Raw genomic sequence first — 15,767 nt, 5'->3', positions numbered from 1 at the left:
CAACCAAGGTTGGCGACTACGTTGCCGTGCGCCCGCACATCGCCAACGCACCGATGATCAACGCTTCCATGCTGCGGTCGAACTCGGCTTCCTGCGCCTTCCGATCCAACGGACGTCGCGTGGTATCCACCACCGCATGCCGCGAGTACACGGTGTCGGCCAACGCCACGGCGTGATAGGCCACGGTGGACAACAGCCACGCCGCCTGCTCCAGCGGCAGGCCATGCACGCGGCTGAATTCGGCATGGTGGCGCTGGATGCGCGCCAGCATCTCCGGTGTCTTCGCGCCGTGGCTGACCAGGAACGGCGCCAGGCCCGGATTCCCGTCCACCAGCGTCCGCAGTGAACGTTGGAACGCACGCAGATCCTCCTCGATGCTGCGCCGGCCAGCGGCATCCAGCGGCGGTGCCTGCCAACGCTCGAAGATCGCCTCGGCCACCAGCTCGCGCAGTGCCGCCAGATTCGCCACATGCTTGTACAGCGCGATGTGGCTGACCCCCAGCGCCGCCGCTACGCCCACGAAGCTCAGCCCCGGCAGCGTCATGGCAATACCGGCGTCGGCGATGCGCTCGCGGGTGATGCTGGGCGGCCGCCCACGGGCAGCGGTCTTTTTCGGTGCAGCCATGCGGTAACGGTTCCTGCGCGGTGCGCGGGCAAGGGCTGTCATGGTGGTCCGCAGCGACGCCGTGGTCAACGCGTCGCTGCAGTCCGTGGACAGGCCCCGGTTGCGGCGCGATCAATTTAGTTTACTATGATGTAACTAATTCGCATTTGCAGTGTCCAGGATCGTTGTCGATGTCCGCGTCCCCCACTTCAATCACCCCGGCCGGGCCGCTGCGCGGCGCCGACCATGATCGCGGCCTGCAGGCGCTGCAGGTCCAGGTGGTCGCGGTTGCACAGCCGTGCGCCAGCCTGCTGCGCCTCGTGGTCCAGCTGCCCGAGCGTGCAGAACTCGTGCCCTGGCAGCGTGCCAACACCGCCGTGCGCATCCAGCTTGGCGCCACGTTCGGCGATGTGTCACGGATCTACACCGTGCGCAGCGTGGATACGCAGACGCGCCGCTTCACGCTGGACGTGGTGCTGCACGAGGCGCCGGGGCCGATGCTGGCCTGGGTACGTGCGCTGCGCCCCGGTGATGCCTTCGATCTGAGCGGACCGCGCCCCCATCTGCAGGTACCGCAGCGCGAAGACACCTGCGCCCTGCTGTTCGCCGACCAAAGCGCCATTCCTGCCCTGTTTGCCCTGCTGCAGCAGTGGCCCACCGGACTGCATGCGCAGGCCTGGATCGCTTCGGATGATGCTTTTCCGGTAGACGAACTGCCCGCCATTGAAGGAATCCGCGTGCACCGCCTCGCCACCGGTGACGCGCCGTTGCTGCAGCAGGCGCGCCAACTGCGGCCGGAGCCCGGCAGCACGGTCTGGGCGGCCGGCGAGCGCGAGGAAATGCGTGCCCTGCGCCGCCACTTCATCGAAACGGTCGGCCTGCCACGCAGCGACGTTGCCGCGGCCGGCTACTGGAAACGTGGCGAGACCGCCACCGAGACCGACCAGCGTCGCCGCCGCAACTACGAGCGCGTGCTGGCACGCGGCGGTGGCCTGCAGGACCTCGACGACCTCGCCGACGATATCTGATCCACCCCGCAGCATCCGCGCCCTGCGCTTCGTTCCACCCAGCCACAGATCGCCCACGCACCTCGCGTGCAGCACTGCCACAGCGGCAGCGCCGTGCCCTCTGCCAGCCATTCCACAGCCCGCGTCGTCCTGCCCCTGCAGGTCACAGACGGCGCCGTGCTGGCCGATCGCACGACCCACCACACGAGAACCGCCATGTCCCTCCCCCTGCGAACCCTGCCCCTCCCACGCCGCTCGGCGCTGTCCCTGGCCGCCCGTGCAGCGTTGCTGCCCACCCTGTTGATCGCCATCGCCGCGCACGCCAACGATGCACCCGATGGCGCCCGCCAGTTGCCCACGGTGAACGTGCGCGCCGACAAGACCGCACCCACCGATGCCTATGCGGGTGGCCAGGTCACGCGCGGCAGCGGCGTCGGCCTGCTCGGCGAGCTCGACTTCATGGACACGCCGTTCAACACCACCCGCTACACCGCCGACTTCATCGACAACATCCAGGCGCCGGACCTGGTGCGGGTCATCGCACTGACCGACCCCAGCGTCTACAGCAGTGGCTCCAGCGGTGGCATCACCGACTACTTCAACATCCGCGGTTTCGGTGTCGCCTCGTCGGATATCGGCTTTGGTGGCCTGTACGGGCTGATCCCCTACTACCGCGTCACCCCGGAACTGGCCGAGAGCATCGAAGTGCTGAAGGGCCCGTCCGCGCTGCTCAACGGCATGCCGCCCGGTGGCTCGGTGGGCGGTGCGGTGAACGTGGTACCCAAGCGTGCAGGCGACACGCCGCTGACCCGCTTCACCGCCAGCTACGGCAGCGACGCGCAGTGGGGCGGTCATCTGGATGTCGGCCGCCGCTTCGGCGCGCACAAGCAGTTCGGCGTGCGCCTCAATGCCGTGCACCGCGACGGCGACACCGCCACCGACCACCAGCAGCACAAGACGCAGCTCGCATCGCTCGGCCTGGACTGGCGTGGTGAGCGCTCGCAGGTGTCGCTGGACCTGTTCAGCAGCCGCGACCATGTGGATGGCCTCAACCGTGGCGTCTCGCTGGCGCCCGGCCTGGCCGTGCCCCGCCCGCCGAAAGCCAACACCCTGTTCGCACCGGACTGGACCTTCAGCACCGTCAAGGACTCGGCCGCCGCGCTGCGCTGGTCGTTCGACATCAATGACCACCTGCAGGCGCATGCCAGCTACGGCCACGGCCATACCGATTTCGACTCCATCGCCAGTGCCACCACGCTGATCACCAACACCGCCGGCGACTTCCGCAACAACTTCGCCCACCAGCGCTTCATCTACAGCAAGGACACCGCCGAAGCCGGATTGTCGGCGCGTTTCCGCACCGGCGCGGTCGATCACGCGCTGGCCATCAGTGCAGCCTGGTACCACCACGACCAGACGTTCGGCTTCAAGCGCAACCTGCTGGCCCGCGATTGGGTAACCAATATCTACAACCCGCAGTGGGGCCCTGCCATCGACCGCAGCTTCAGTGATGCGTCGCTGCCGAAGACCGCGGAAGTGCGCACCACCAGCTTCGGCATCGCCGATACGCTGTCCTTCATCGATGATCGTGTGCAGCTGACCGTGGGCATCCGCCACCAGACCGTGCTGAGCGATACCTTCGACGGCAACACCGGAAAACGCACCGCACGCTACGACGCCAGCGCCAACACCCCGGCCGGTGCACTGCTGTTCAAGGCCAGCGACCGCCTGTCACTGTATGCCAATTACATCGAAGGCCTGAGCCAGGGCAGCACCGCCCCGGCAACCGCCGCCAACGCGGGCGACGTGTTCCCGCCGTTCAAGACCCGCCAGCGCGAGGTCGGTGCCAAGCTCGACTTCGGCCGCTTGGCCAGCGCATTGAGCGTGTACGAGATCGAAAAGCCCAGCTCCTATACCGACCCGACCACGAATGTCTTCTCGTTCGGAGGCCAGCAACGCAACCGGGGCGTGGAATGGACCGTGTTCGGCCAGGCCACCGAACAGCTGCGCGTGCTCGGTGGCATCGGCTGGCTGCAGCCGAAGCTGACCCGTACCCAGGGCGGTATCAACGAAGGCCGGCTGGCGACGGTCACACCGCAGTGGCAGGGCAAGCTGGGCGTGGAATGGGACGTGCCGGCCGTGGCCGGTCTCACCCTCACCAGCAATGCGGTCAGTATGTCCAAGGGCTATATCACTGCTGACAACAGCCAGTGGGTGGCGGGCCGCACCGTGTTCGATCTCGGTGCCCGCTATGCGACGCAAGCGGCTGGCCATCCGCTGGTACTGCGTGCCACCGTGCAGAACGTGACCAACAAGGCGTATTGGGCGGGCAGCCTCGGCTCGGGGCTGGGTACGCCACGCACCGCCCTGCTGTCGGCCACCGTCGATTTCTGATCCTCGTTTCAAGGGCACCCCGCCATTGCGCGTGGTGCCCTGGAGAAGTGCTTTGACCGTTTCCCGTACCGCCTCCGTGCTGACCTGGCTGCCCCTGGTCTCACGCATCATCGCCGCGTTGTTCGGCGGCTATGTGCTGGCCGCACTGTGCAGCATCGCGGCACTGGCGCTGCCCATCGATGGTCGCCAGGCCGTGTTCACTGGCATGCTGGCCAGCTTCCTGCTGTACGCCGGCGCCGTGGTCTGGGTGTTCGCGGTGCGCTCGGCGTGGCGCGCGTGGCTGGGCCTGCTCCTCGTCGCGTTGCCCTTGTGGTTGATCGCACAGACGGTCGGCAACGGAGGCGCTGCATGAGCACGGTCGATCGCACTCCGAAGCCACGCGGCATCCGCCAGACCATGTCCGACCTGCATATCTGGGTGGGGCTGCTGGCCGGATGGATCCTGTACGCGATGTTCCTCACCGGCACCGCCAGCTACTTCCGCGACGAGCTCTCGCGCTACACCCGCCCGGAAATCGCCACACCGTCCGTGTTGCCGGACGCCGCTGTGGTTGCGCAGCGTACCGTCACGGCGATCATGGCCGACACGCCTGCGGCCAGCCAGATCAACCTCAGCCTGCCGAGCACGCGCATGCCGTGGGTGTCGGCGATGTGGGCCAGCCCGGGCGGGCGTGGCCGGCATGGCTTCGACTCGGGCCTGTTCGACGCCAGCACCGGTGCACCGCTGCAGGCACGTGACACCGGCGGCGGCGACTTCTTCTATGCCTTCCACTTCAACCTGCACTACATGCCGGCGATGTGGGGCCGCTGGATCGTCGGCCTGTGTGCGATGTTCATGCTGGTCGCCATCGTCAGCGGCGTAATCACCCACAAGAAGATCTTCGCCGACTTCTTCACTTTCCGCTGGGGCAAGGGCCAGCGCTCTTGGCTGGATGGACACGCGGCGCTGTCGGTACTCGGCCTGCCGTTCCACTTCATGATCACCTGGAGCGGCCTGGTGATGCTGGCGGTACTGTACATGCCGTGGGGCCTGGCCAAGCTGCCGGACAAGCGCCAGCAGGCCGAGGTCGTCAGCGAGATGCGTCTGTTCCTGCTACCGCAGAAGGCCGCCGGCCACCCTGCTCCGCTCACCAACGTCGGTGCACTGGTGCAGCAGGCCGAGCAGCGCTGGGGAGCCGGCGCGGTGGGCAGCGTGCAGGTGCAGAATCCCGGCGACGAGAACGCACGCGTGGCCGTGGTGCGTGCGCAGTCCAGCCGTGTTTCGACCACCCCGAACTATCTGCTGTTCGACGGCAGCGGTGGGCAGCTGCTGCAGATCAAGGAACACTCGGGCGTTGCCGCCGATACCCAGGGCGTGCTGTATGGCCTGCACCTTGGCCGCTTCGCCGATGCCGCCCTACGCTGGCTGTACTTCATCGTCAGCCTGGCCGGCACGGCCATGGTCGGCACCGGGCTGGTGCTGTGGACGGTCAAGCGCCGTGCGCAGCTGCCTGATCCGCAGCGCCCCTACTTCGGCTTCCGCCTGGTCGAGCGTCTCAACATCGCCACCGTCGCCGGCCTGTCGGTGGCGATGGCGGCCTACCTGTGGGCGAACCGCCTGCTGCCCGTCACCATGGACGGGCGCGCGGCGTGGGAGGTGCATGCGTTCTTCCTGGCCTGGGCGGCCATGTTCGTGCACGCCACGCTGCGCACACCCAAGCGCGCATGGATCGAACAGTTCCTGCTGGCGGCGTTGCTGCTGGCGCTGCTGCCGGTGCTGACTGCGGTGACCACGCTGCATCCGCTGTGGCGCACGCTGGCCGCGGGCGACTGGGCATTCGCTGGCACCGACCTGACCCTACTGGCATTGGCCGCCCTGCACACGCTGCTGGCCTGGCGCACCTGGCGGCATGCGCCGAAGGTGAAGCGTGCACGGCCGTCTGCCGCGTCACGCACTGCGGCACCGGAGGCCAGCGCATGATCCACGTCATTCTGTTCGTGTTGTCGCTGGCCGCGTTCGCCTGCCTGGCACTGGCGATGGAGCGTCATCAGCGGGACGTATTGCGTCGTGTGCTGAGCGCGCAGGCAACCCAGCAGCTGCGCGCGATTGGCTGGGCACTGCTGGTGTTCAGTACCGTGTTTGCCATGCGCGGGTTGGGCGTGGGTTTCGGTCTGGCTGCGCTGTCCGGTCACACCAGCGTTGCCGCGGGCGTGGTGGTGTTGGCGATGGTGGTGCATGGGCGGTGGAATCGGTAGATGCCCACCTTGGTGGGCACCCATACACCACGGCGCCAACCAAGGTTGGCGGCTACCCGGGAAACGTATCGCGCTATGCCGGGAACGGCCGGGCGTCCAGCGTGATCTCGATGCGCTCCACGCCCTTGCCCTGGTTCTTCCGCTTCAGCGAGAGCGTGCCGATCTCTCCGGTACGGCGTGGATGGGTACCGCCACAACCCATCTGCGCGAACCCCTCCACCTGCCAGTAGCGACGGTGGTTGGTCTCATCGGAGAAGGCAGTGATGATTGGCATGTCGGCCGCAACCAGGGCTGCGGACCGGGCCTGCAACGCGTCAAACAACGCCGAAATGCTGCCATTCCGTGCGAAATCGATGCGGGCCTTGGCCGGGCCGATATGCGCGCCGACCTTGTCGATGCCCGGCTCCAACGCATACACCAGCTGCAGGATCATCTCTGCCGCGAAATGGTGGCGCATCAGGCCATAGCGGCGCAGGCCATCAATCTCGACCGCAACCGCATCGCCTGCAGCCAGGTCGTGCCCTTCGGGCAATCGATAGGCAATATCCAGGCCGTCCTTGCGGGCCTCCAGCACCGGATGGCCCCCAATGGACCCAGCGTCGCTCTCCTGGCCACCGGAGAACGCGAAGAAAATGGTTTCATCCAGCCAGATCTCATCACCCGAGACAGCACTGACCCGCGCCTCATGGCGCAGCCGATAGGGATCGTCCCAGAATGCCTTGATCGTCATCGTGACCTCCAATCCATGGACGCTAGCACGGTGCGGGCGTACGAACGCGTTGGCGGGAGCGTGAATGCCCGTGCGTGATGATCAACATGGCGGCAAACCATCGGCGGCTTCAGCTCTGGTAGATGCCCACCTTGGTGGGCAACGATGGAAGCCAGCGCCAACCAAGGTTGGCGACTACCGGGCCTGAGCGCTGTTGCTTTGGTAGATGCCCACCTTGGTGTGCACCGGTGGAAGCCAGCGCCAACCAAGGTTGGCGGCTACCGGGCCTGAGCGGCGTTGCTTTGGTAGATGCCCACCTTGGTGGGCAACGATGGAAGCCAGCGCCAACCAAGGTTGGCGGCTACCGGACCTGAGCGCTGTTGCTTTGGTAGCTGCCCACCTTGGTGGGCATTGGTGAAAGCGACGCCAACCAAGGTTGGCGGCTACCGGACCTGAGCGGTGTTGCTTTGGTAGCTGCCCACCTTGGTGGGCAACGATGGAAGCCAGCGCCAACCAAGGTTGGCGGCTACCGGGCCTGAGCGCTGTTGCTTTGGTAGATGCCCACCTTGGTGGGCACCGATGGAAACCAGCGCCAACCAAGGTTGGCGGCTACCGGGCCTGAGCGGCGTTGCTTTGGTAGCTGCCCACCTTGGTGGGCATTGGTGAAAGCAACGCCAACCAAGGTTGGCGGCTACCGGGAGCGATAGGTATCCATGCGCCGTTCGGCGCTACAGGAACTCCGCCATGCGCTGCAGTTCGTCTTCAAGCGCGCCACGAAATACCTTGTCGCGGGCCAGTGACTTGCCGGCGTAGCCCACGCTGGATGCCAACTCACCGTCGCGCACACTGAGATTGGCCCAGCCCACCACCTGGTCGTGCCACAGCACCGGCAGCGCGTAGTAGCCGTATTGCCGCTTCGGCGCAGGCGTGTAGGCCTCGAACTTGTAGACCCAGCCCCACAGCAGCTCGAAGCGGCGTCGGTCCCAGACCACCGGGTCGAACGGGGCCAGCAGCCGCACCTGTTCGTCCGGCGCATGCCGGCGCGAGCGCGGGTTCTCATCCGCCGGCCAGTACCAGGTGGTGCCGTCCAGCGTACAGCTGGCCAGCTGCTGCTTGGCCAGCTTCAATGCCTGCCGGGTCTGATCGGCCAGATGCGGTGCGCCGTAGCCCAGCAGGCGCACCAGGTAGGTCAGGCTGGCCGATGGCAGCGGCGCGTACTTGCGCACCACCAGGTCGATCAGGGCGGCGGCGCGTTCGATCTGCGCCTGCTCGCTGGCATCGGCTTCCGCGTGGTCGGCCACCGCGTAGATGCGGGTGCCGCTGTCGCGCCGCTGTACGCGCAGCAGGCCGCGATAGTGCATGCCGTCCAACAGGTGGGTGCTGGCATTGCTGGTGCCGCCCCAGTAGTTGGTCACCCGGCCATGCGCGAACGCCTGGTCGACCTCGCGCGGATGCACGCTGCCACGTTCGCGCACGAAGGCCAGCACATCTTCCGCGCGGCGCCGGGTCTCGGCATCCCATGCGCGCTTGGACACACGCGGATGCATCAACGCCAGATGCTCGCGCGGCAGGAAGCCGTAGTTCACCAGGCAATCTTCTTCCACCGGCAGGCGCGTATAGCGCCGCTCCAGATCACCGGCGCGGTAGTCCTTCACCCGGTGGCGCAGGGTCAGGTCCTGTGCGCGTGCCGGTGCGCGGATCGGGTCGGCCTGCACGAAGCCCAGGCGCCGGATCGCGGTCAGCAGCGTAGTCGGTTTGAACAGCGTACGCGCCACCGCATGGCGGCGCAGATCATCGAGGGTGGGCGTGGCAGGCATGGCCGCATTGTAGAGTCGAGCCATGCTCGACTGCATTCATCCGAAAGAGCAGTCGAGCATGGCTCGACTCTACAAGTTGCCATCCTCGTTCAACACCTCCAACGATCCGATCACCAGCGCACGCATGCCCTGCTTGAACTCGGTGATCACCTGGCCCTCTTCATCGTCTGCAATCCCATAGACCGTGTCGGCACCGGCAATGCAGTAGAACGCAATCGTGGCCAGCAGCCAGCGTGCCTTGTCCAGCGGCAGGCCGAACACCTCGGCCACATGCGCCTGGTGCGAGGCGATCTTGTCCAGCATCGGCGCGGTCGCCACCGAACGGCGCAACAGGTACGGCGGTAGCCCGGGGTGCGCTTTCACCACCCCGCACAGCGAATCGACGAACCCCAGCAGGTACGCCTGCAGCCCACCCGGCGCATCGGCCGAGGCGCGCGGAATCTGCCAGCGCTGGAACACCGTATCGGCCACCAGCCGCTTCAAGGCCTCCAGGTTGGCCACGCGCTTGTAGAGCGCGGCCTGGGTCACTGCCAGTTCGGCGGCCACGTTGGCCATGGTCAGGTTCGGCAGGCCCAGCTTGATGCCGATGTCGGCCAGACGATCGGGGGTGATGGTGGGCGGACGGCCGCGGGCCGACGCCGGGATCTCAGGGTGCATGTTCATACCGTAGCGAGGGTGCCAGCAAAGGGACCCTCTTGTCCGCTTCATATGGTTTAGTTTAATTTACTCAACTAATTCGGAATGCGTGTGGTTCGCAACCCCGCCGCCGTCCGCGATCGAGCCCATGGCTCACTTCCCGCCAGGTCCCCACCCAGCCGACAACCCTGCGCTGCGCCCTCCCCCGTGCTTGCCGTCAGCAGCGCGCCAGGCGCGTTCGCACCTGCGATTCACAGGAACCTGGCATGACCGTGTACCACCTTTCCTCTCCGCTGCAGCCCGCAGCGGCCGCCGCGACCCGCGTGCAGATGCATCCGCCGATGGCCCGGCGCTACCGGGTTTCGGCCCTGGCACTGGGGCTGCTGGCCTCGTTTGCTGCGCTGGCCGACTCCGCGCCGTCCACCCTGCCCTCGGTGCAGGTGCAGGAACAGCGCCGGGTGACCGGCGACTATGCCGGCGGCCAGGTGGCTTCCGGTAGCCGGGTTGGCCTGCTCGGCGACAAGGACTTCATGGACACGCCGTTCAGTACGGTCAGCTACACCGAAGCCTTCATCCGCGACCGCCAGGCCAAGGACCTCACTGACGTCATCGCCGCCACCGACCCGACGGTGTTCAGCAACGGCGTGACCGGCGCCTGGAGCGAGAACTACGCCATCCGCGGCTTCGCCTCCAGCACCAGCGATACCACCTTCAACGGCCTCAGCGGCATGGCGCCCTACTACCGCACCTCGCCGGAGATGTTCGAGCGCATCGAGGTGCTGAAGGGCCCGTCCGCCCTGCTCAACGGCATGCCACCGGGCGGCTCGGTTGGTGGCAGCGTCAACCTGGTGCCCAAGCGTGCCGGTGAGCAGCCGTTGCTGCGGATCAGCGCCAACTTCGCTTCCGACGCGCAATTCGGCACCCACGTCGATGTGGGCCGCCGTCTGGGCGCCGACAAGCAGTTCGGCATCCGCTTCAACGGTGCTTACCGTGATGGCGACGGTGCTGTCGGCAAGCAGAGCAAGAAGGTGCAGCTGGGTTCATTGGCGCTGGACTGGCGCGGCGAACGCGCCCGCCTCTCCGCCGATCTGTACAGCGCCGACGACCGCGTCGATGGCCCGGCCCGTGGCGTCGGCCTGGCACCGGGCGTGGCGATTCCGCGGCCACCGCGCGGCGACACGCTGATCAACCCGGACTGGGCCTATGTGGACAGCCAGGACAAGGGCGCGATGCTGCGCGGCGAGCTGGACATCAACGAACACCTGATGGCCTACCTGGCCTACGGCACCAGCAAGACCGACTACCGCTACAACGGTTCGATCAGCGCGCAGATCCTCAACCCGGCCGGTGACTTCACCACGGTGATGGGCCAGCTGGCGTTCGACATCAAGAAGCAATCAGGTGACGCCGGGCTACGCGGCAGCTTCCGTACCGGCCGCGTCGGCCACCAGTGGGCCGCCAACGTGACCCACTACCAGCACACCCAGAACGACTACGGCCGCCGCAGCGTGCCGGGCTGGGACTGGACCACCAACCTGTACAACCCGGCGTGGGGCCCGGCTGCGCCCTTCATCGCGCCGCATATCTCGCACACCGAGCTGCGGCTGGACAGCATCGGCTTCGCCGATACCCTCTCCTTCGCCGATGACCGCGTGCAGCTGACCGTAGGCGTACGCCGCCAGCAGGTGGTCAGCGAGACCTTCAATGTCGCCACCGGTGCGCGCACCTCGCGCTATGACGAGAGCGCCACCACCCCAGCCGCAGCCCTGCTGGTGAAGGCCACCGACTCGATCTCGGTCTACACCAACTACATCGAAGGCCTCAGCCAGGGCGCCACCGCGCCGATGACTGCTGCCAATGCCGGTGATGTGTTCGCACCTTTCCGCACCAAACAGAAGGAGCTGGGCCTGAAGCTGGACCTGGGCAGCTTCGCGCACACCTTCAGCGTGTACGAGATCAAGCGCCCGAGCAGCTACACCGACCCGGTCACGAATATCTTCTCGTTCGGTGGCGAACAGCGTAACCGTGGCGTCGAATGGGGCTTCTTCGGCTCACCGCTGGACGGCGTACGCCTGCTGGGTGGCGTGGCCTACGTGCAGCCGAAGCTGACCCGTACGGCGGGTGGTGTGAATGAAGGCCGCATTGCTACCGCCGTTGCGCAGCGGCAGGCGAAGCTGGGCGTGGAATGGGATGTGCCTGCGCTGGAGGGCTTGACCCTGACCGGCAATGCCACCGCGATGTCGAAGCAGTACATCAGTGCTGATAACCGCCTGTCGGTGCCGGGGCGTACGTTGTTCGATGTGGGTGCGCGCTACAACACCACGATGGCCGGGCGGCCGCTTGCGCTGCGCGCCAGCGTGAACAACGTGACCAACAAGGCGTATTGGGGCATGCCGTTGCTCTCCAGCCTGGCGCTGGGGGCGCCGAGGACGGTGCTGGTGTCGGCAACGATGGATTTCTGATCCGGGCGGCCTCCGTGCCCGACACGCCTCACCTGTAGAGTCGAGCCATGCTCGACTCCGATTTCCCCGATGAGTCGAGCATGGCTCGACTCTACAGAGAACCCGAATGCCGCTGGGCGTGGCGTAGTTCTATTCCGGGTGCAGGCGATAAACCGCCTGATTGGTCAACGCCAATGCGGCCAGCTTCAACCCCTCCATCACCCGGTCGCCCACGTAGTGCTCCGGGCCGCCGTTCTGCCGGGCGCGCTCGGCAGCCAACAGGATCTCGTTCACGATGCGCAGGCCCGCCAACGCGCCATCGGTATCGGCCAGCGCCAGGCAGCGGCCAGGCAGTTGATGGCGCTCGGGCCAGGGCTGGCCGTCGGCTGCGGCGCCGCGGCCAATCTGGTGTAGCAGGTTGATCAGGTTGTTCGGATCAGGCTTTGCGGCCTCGGCCTCTTCGGCATTGGCCGAGGCGTACTGGGCGCGCAGAGGGGGAATATCCGATGCGTTCATGACAGGTCTCCGTGCAAGGCATACGAGACCGCCGCGCTTAACAATGGCGGCGGACGGTACGTGGCTGGAAATCCGGTGGTCGCGTAAGCACTAACCGGCAGGTGGGTTTTCACCCACCTCCACGCACCGCCCGCCATAAAGCTCGAACGGAATGCCAGCCGACGCCGCACAAGGCGACGCCGGCTGGCGAGCGCAAACTACACGCGACCAACGGGGTTTCCAGGCCCCGGCCATCCTTTTTCGATGGCACCCCATCATGAGCACAACGGGGTGGCAGGCGCCAACAACCCAAGTGCAAAGACAGCAACGTTCACGCAGTGGCAGCATTGTCGCATATCGACAATCGAGCCGAAGATTCAACAACTTGCACCACGCCGATGACGGCATGCTTCACCCGCATCGGCATCGCGCATTCCTTGACCGCATCCGGCATTCAGGGACATGCCACATGCCAGTTCCGACATTACGCAAGCAGATGAGCAATCAACGCCAGTACCGCCAGATGCCCCACGTAGTATCCATAAAACGCCCAGCGCCAGCGCGGCAGTTGCCACGGCACCCGCGCCGCCAACAGCAACACAGGAACGGCCAGCAACGCCCAGCCGTTGTGGTTGGCCCAGCACACTGCAGCAAGCCCGATCAGCAGCAGCCACCACGCACCATGGCGGAACGCCAGCCATCCGAGCAGCACGAAGCCGACGCCCGCCCATTGGTAGTCCACCAGCATCGGCGCCATGCCCGCGGCCAGCAGCAACAGCAGTGGGCGATTGCTGGCCAGTGCATGCACTGCCACCGCAGCCAGGGCAAAAGTAAGCAGTATGTTGAGTGGCAACCAGGGACCGAAGGCAAGTGCATGCAGCGGTTGCGCGACCACGCCTCATACGGCCAGGCGACGGATCGACTTGCTCAGGTCTGCACCCGGCTGGGCGAGGTTGCAGGCCATTACCAGTGCAAACAGCGGGAACGCGATGCGCCCCAGTTCGCTGACCACCGGCACGTAGCCACCGAAGACCACCTTGGCCACGTGATCACCGGTCATGGTCAGCAGTGCGATCCACTTCAGCAGCTCGCGTGCGCCGCTGCCGAGGGTGAGGTTGAAGGTGGACGTCCCGGTCGTGGTCGCTTGCATCGCGGAAGCTTATGCGCATCGGCCAGCCCATTTCCAGCGCCGCGCAGGAGCCCGCCGCTGCAGGCGGCAGGCGGCGGCGCTATGCTGTCCGCCCCCGCTTGTGAGACGCCCACCATGCGTACCCTGTACCCCACCGTCGAACCCTACCGCGAGTTCACCCTGCCGGTGAGCGATCTGCATACCCTGCACATCGAAGAGTGCGGCACGCCAGAGGGCATCCCGGTGGTGTACCTGCATGGCGGCCCGGGCGCCGGTATCTCGCCCACCCATCGGCGCTTTTTCGACCCGGCGCGCTACCGCATCGTCTTGATCGACCAGCGGGGCAGCGGCCGCTCCACGCCGTTCGGCGAGCTGCGCGACAACACCACACAGCACCTGGTTGCCGACATCGAGAAGGTACGCGAGCACCTTGGCATCGAACGCTGGCTGGTCTATGGCGGTTCCTGGGGTTCAACCCTGTCGCTGGCCTATGCGCAGGCACATCCCGAACGCGCCACCGGCCTGATCGTGCGCGGCGTATTCCTCGGCCGCGAGATGGAAAACCGCTGGTTTGCGGAAGCCAACGGCGGTGCGCGCTGGATCTTCCCGGAGCGCTGGGACTGCTATGAGGCCTATATCCCGGAAGCCGAGCGTGGCGACATGATCGCGGCCTACTGGGCGCGCCTGGACAGCACCGATGAGGCCACCCGCATCGCCGCCGCGCAGGCCTGGCTGGGCTGGGAGGACAACGCCGCCACCCTGCAGCACGACGTGGATGCTGTTTCTACGGACGACCCGCTGGACACGCTGGCCAAGGCACGCATCGAAGCGCACTACTTCCGCAACGGCATCTTCCTGGAGCCCGACCAGCTGCTGCGCGACATCGACCGCATCCGCCACCTGCCCGGCGTGATCGTGCAGGGCCGCTACGACATCATCTGCCCGCCGCGCAGCGCCTGGGACCTGGCCAAGGCCTGGCCGGAAGCCAGGCTGGAGATGGTGACCTCGGGGCATAGCGCGAACGAACCGGCGACGGTGGATGCGCTGGTGCGCGCCACGGACGCGTTTGCTGATCGATTCTGAAGGCACGGGGTAGTGCCGGCCCCTGGCCGGCATCCCAGCGATCGCAGGTAGAGTCGACTGTCAGTCGACTGTCTTCGGCAGGAGACCGGAACCCCCGCGCTGCGCGCGATAGTCGACTAACAGTCGACTCTACCCAGCCGTCTCCGCACCGCCCCACGTGGTGAATGCCGGCCCACCGGCAGCTGGCCACCGTCCCCATTCTTCGCAACCCGCTTACAGTCCCGCGCAGAAGATCCGGCCATGGGCGCCACGGTGGCGAACCCAACCCTCTACAGGAGCACGCCATGACCGGTTTCCGCTACCTTCCTGCTGCCTTCGTCGTTGTCGCCGGCCTGCTGCTTGGGGCCTGCTCCAAACCGCAGGAGGCCAGCAAGGCCACTGCCGCCGAGGACGTGACCGAAGTGAAGCTGATTCCGTCCTATGAGTCGCTGGACAAGGACAAGGACGGCATTGTCACCCTGGCTGAAGTGGATGCCGTGGCACCCGACTGGGCCGAGCGCCTGCACGCCTGCGATACCGATCGCGACAAGAAACTGAGCCGCGGCGAGTACGACGTGTGCAAGCAGACCAGCACCGCGCATTGATTCCGTAATGCGCCATCGATTGGCGCGACGCGTACCCGGCTATACCAAGGTATAGCCGGGCTAACCCACGAGCCTCTAGGACTGCCCCATTCAGGGGCGGACAATAGCGCCACTGGCCAGGGCAATCCTGGCCGGCCCCTCCCCTCATGGAGACGCAGATGGACCCCGACCCTGCCGGGCGCACCGCGCCCCGTATGCCCGCCTGTTGCCCGTTCCTGGCGCCTGCCCGCCGGTCCCTGCCTGCCTGATTGACGGGGGATCGCCAGGTGCCGCCTGCCTGGAGATCGCCCCCATGTCCTACAAGATCCTCTACATCACCCTGCGCCGCCTGATCGGTGAGCGCGATGTTTCTGCCCTGCGCAGCCAGCTGCTGCAGCACGGCCCGGTCATGTTCGCCCGTTCGCTGTCGCTCGGCTCGCCCCGCGTAGTGGCCGACGCGCTGTCGCTGCTGCCGATCAGCGAGCGCATCAACGTGCTGCGCCACCTGCCCTACCCGCTGCGCGATGCGATGAAGCCGCTGTGCATTGGTGGCAGCCAGCGCCTGCACATGCAGCCGTGGTCGCCGGCGGTGCTGGCGATGCGCCACGCCTGATCTGTTCCATCCGTTCCGTTCGTGTTCCGGCCCCGGCCGGCT

The 15,767-nt window shown here is 66.5% G+C and carries 14 protein-coding genes and 1 pseudogene; 9 read left to right on the top strand and 6 right to left on the bottom strand.

Going from position 1 to position 15,767, the window contains the following annotated elements; translation table 11 throughout:
- Positions 1–16: 16 nt before the first annotated feature.
- Entirely contained in the window at positions 17–625 is a 609-nt protein-coding gene (locus VPH47_RS09635) for a TetR/AcrR family transcriptional regulator (RefSeq protein WP_153855420.1), read from the bottom strand.
- A 170-nt stretch (positions 626–795) separates the two neighbouring features.
- On the opposite strand from VPH47_RS09635, the gene VPH47_RS09630 reads away from it, so the two are divergent.
- From VPH47_RS09630 to VPH47_RS09610, 5 genes are all read left to right on the top strand, one after another.
- A complete protein-coding gene (locus tag VPH47_RS09630; protein WP_368850634.1) occupies positions 796–1,632 on the top strand; it encodes a siderophore-interacting protein in 837 nt (278 codons plus the stop codon).
- 195 nt (positions 1,633–1,827) lie between these two features.
- Positions 1,828–4,005 carry a TonB-dependent receptor gene (locus VPH47_RS09625; RefSeq protein WP_368850633.1) on the top strand — a complete coding sequence of 726 codons (2,178 nt, stop codon included), beginning with the start codon at positions 1,828–1,830 and terminating at the stop codon, positions 4,003–4,005.
- 52 nt (positions 4,006–4,057) lie between these two features.
- Positions 4,058–4,357: a DUF3649 domain-containing protein gene (locus VPH47_RS09620; protein ID WP_032129500.1), complete on the top strand. Its 300-nt coding sequence runs from the start codon at positions 4,058–4,060 to the stop codon at positions 4,355–4,357.
- Positions 4,354–5,964: a PepSY-associated TM helix domain-containing protein gene (locus tag VPH47_RS09615; protein WP_368850632.1), complete on the top strand. Its 1,611-nt coding sequence runs from the start codon at positions 4,354–4,356 to the stop codon at positions 5,962–5,964. Before VPH47_RS09620 ends, VPH47_RS09615 begins: the two co-directional genes overlap by 4 nt.
- Positions 5,961–6,239 (top strand): DUF3325 domain-containing protein, encoded by a 279-nt coding sequence (locus tag VPH47_RS09610; protein WP_121503367.1) that lies wholly within the window; start codon positions 5,961–5,963, stop codon positions 6,237–6,239. The genes VPH47_RS09615 and VPH47_RS09610 overlap by 4 nt, the downstream gene beginning before the upstream one ends.
- Before the next feature lie 73 nt (positions 6,240–6,312).
- On the opposite strand, the gene VPH47_RS09605 is transcribed toward VPH47_RS09610, so the two are convergent.
- The 3 genes from VPH47_RS09605 to VPH47_RS09595 all read right to left on the bottom strand — a co-directional run bounded on the left by VPH47_RS09605 (position 6,313) and on the right by VPH47_RS09595 (position 9,428).
- The gene (locus VPH47_RS09605) at positions 6,313–6,969 is read right to left on the bottom strand and encodes a hypothetical protein (RefSeq protein WP_368850631.1); all 657 of its coding nucleotides are present in this window, start codon (positions 6,967–6,969) and stop codon (positions 6,313–6,315) included.
- 707 nt (positions 6,970–7,676) lie between these two features.
- The gene (locus VPH47_RS09600; protein WP_368850630.1) at positions 7,677–8,789 is read right to left on the bottom strand and encodes a crosslink repair DNA glycosylase YcaQ family protein; all 1,113 of its coding nucleotides are present in this window, start codon (positions 8,787–8,789) and stop codon (positions 7,677–7,679) included.
- Positions 8,790–8,834: 45 nt separating this feature from the next.
- Positions 8,835–9,428, bottom strand: coding sequence for a TetR/AcrR family transcriptional regulator (locus VPH47_RS09595; RefSeq protein ID WP_368850629.1), 594 nt, complete (start codon positions 9,426–9,428; stop codon positions 8,835–8,837).
- Between the two features lie 239 nt (positions 9,429–9,667).
- On the opposite strand from VPH47_RS09595, the gene VPH47_RS09590 reads away from it, so the two are divergent.
- The gene (locus VPH47_RS09590; protein WP_368850628.1) at positions 9,668–11,863 is read left to right on the top strand and encodes a TonB-dependent receptor; all 2,196 of its coding nucleotides are present in this window, start codon (positions 9,668–9,670) and stop codon (positions 11,861–11,863) included.
- 129 nt (positions 11,864–11,992) lie between these two features.
- Here VPH47_RS09590 and VPH47_RS09585 read toward each other — a convergent pair whose 3' ends face one another.
- Positions 11,993–12,358: a hypothetical protein gene (locus VPH47_RS09585; RefSeq protein ID WP_368850627.1), complete on the bottom strand. Its 366-nt coding sequence runs from the start codon at positions 12,356–12,358 to the stop codon at positions 11,993–11,995.
- A gap of 463 nt (positions 12,359–12,821) precedes the next feature.
- Positions 12,822–13,487, bottom strand: a pseudogene (locus VPH47_RS09580) (TraX family protein).
- A 114-nt stretch (positions 13,488–13,601) separates the two neighbouring features.
- On the opposite strand from VPH47_RS09580, the gene pip reads away from it, so the two are divergent.
- The 3 genes from pip (at position 13,602) to VPH47_RS09565 (ending at position 15,725) form a co-directional block, all read left to right on the top strand.
- Positions 13,602–14,549 carry a prolyl aminopeptidase gene (gene pip, locus VPH47_RS09575; protein WP_368850626.1) on the top strand — a complete coding sequence of 316 codons (948 nt, stop codon included), beginning with the start codon at positions 13,602–13,604 and terminating at the stop codon, positions 14,547–14,549.
- A gap of 284 nt (positions 14,550–14,833) precedes the next feature.
- Entirely contained in the window at positions 14,834–15,133 is a 300-nt protein-coding gene (locus VPH47_RS09570) for a hypothetical protein (protein ID WP_153855436.1), read from the top strand.
- A gap of 292 nt (positions 15,134–15,425) precedes the next feature.
- Complete coding sequence (locus VPH47_RS09565; protein WP_088026117.1) at positions 15,426–15,725, top strand: hypothetical protein; 300 nt, start codon at positions 15,426–15,428, stop codon at positions 15,723–15,725.
- Positions 15,726–15,767: the final 42 nt, after the last annotated feature.

Source organism: Stenotrophomonas sp. WED208 (assembly GCF_040984485.1).
Classification (GTDB): Bacteria; Pseudomonadota; Gammaproteobacteria; order Xanthomonadales; family Xanthomonadaceae; genus Stenotrophomonas; species Stenotrophomonas riyadhensis.
Note: the sequence above shows the minus strand (reverse complement) of the source record. Positions and strands in the feature narration are given on the sequence as shown.

Bases quoted from the DNA above. Each gene is read 5' to 3' on its own strand.
- VPH47_RS09635 (WP_153855420.1), bottom strand. From the start codon at position 625: ATGGCTGCACCGAAAAAGACCGCTGCCCGTGGGCGGCCGCCCAGCATC.
- VPH47_RS09630 (WP_368850634.1), top strand. From the start codon at position 796: ATGTCCGCGTCCCCCACTTCAATCACCCCGGCCGGGCCGCTGCGCGGC.
- VPH47_RS09625 (WP_368850633.1), top strand. From the start codon at position 1,828: ATGTCCCTCCCCCTGCGAACCCTGCCCCTCCCACGCCGCTCGGCGCTG.
- VPH47_RS09615 (WP_368850632.1), top strand. From the start codon at position 4,354: ATGAGCACGGTCGATCGCACTCCGAAGCCACGCGGCATCCGCCAGACC.
- VPH47_RS09610 (WP_121503367.1), top strand. From the start codon at position 5,961: ATGATCCACGTCATTCTGTTCGTGTTGTCGCTGGCCGCGTTCGCCTGC.
- VPH47_RS09605 (WP_368850631.1), bottom strand. From the start codon at position 6,969: ATGACGATCAAGGCATTCTGGGACGATCCCTATCGGCTGCGCCATGAG.
- VPH47_RS09600 (WP_368850630.1), bottom strand. From the start codon at position 8,789: ATGGCTCGACTCTACAATGCGGCCATGCCTGCCACGCCCACCCTCGAT.
- VPH47_RS09595 (WP_368850629.1), bottom strand. From the start codon at position 9,428: ATGAACATGCACCCTGAGATCCCGGCGTCGGCCCGCGGCCGTCCGCCC.
- VPH47_RS09590 (WP_368850628.1), top strand. From the start codon at position 9,668: ATGACCGTGTACCACCTTTCCTCTCCGCTGCAGCCCGCAGCGGCCGCC.
- VPH47_RS09585 (WP_368850627.1), bottom strand. From the start codon at position 12,358: ATGAACGCATCGGATATTCCCCCTCTGCGCGCCCAGTACGCCTCGGCC.
- pip (WP_368850626.1), top strand. From the start codon at position 13,602: ATGCGTACCCTGTACCCCACCGTCGAACCCTACCGCGAGTTCACCCTG.
- VPH47_RS09570 (WP_153855436.1), top strand. From the start codon at position 14,834: ATGACCGGTTTCCGCTACCTTCCTGCTGCCTTCGTCGTTGTCGCCGGC.
- VPH47_RS09565 (WP_088026117.1), top strand. From the start codon at position 15,426: ATGTCCTACAAGATCCTCTACATCACCCTGCGCCGCCTGATCGGTGAG.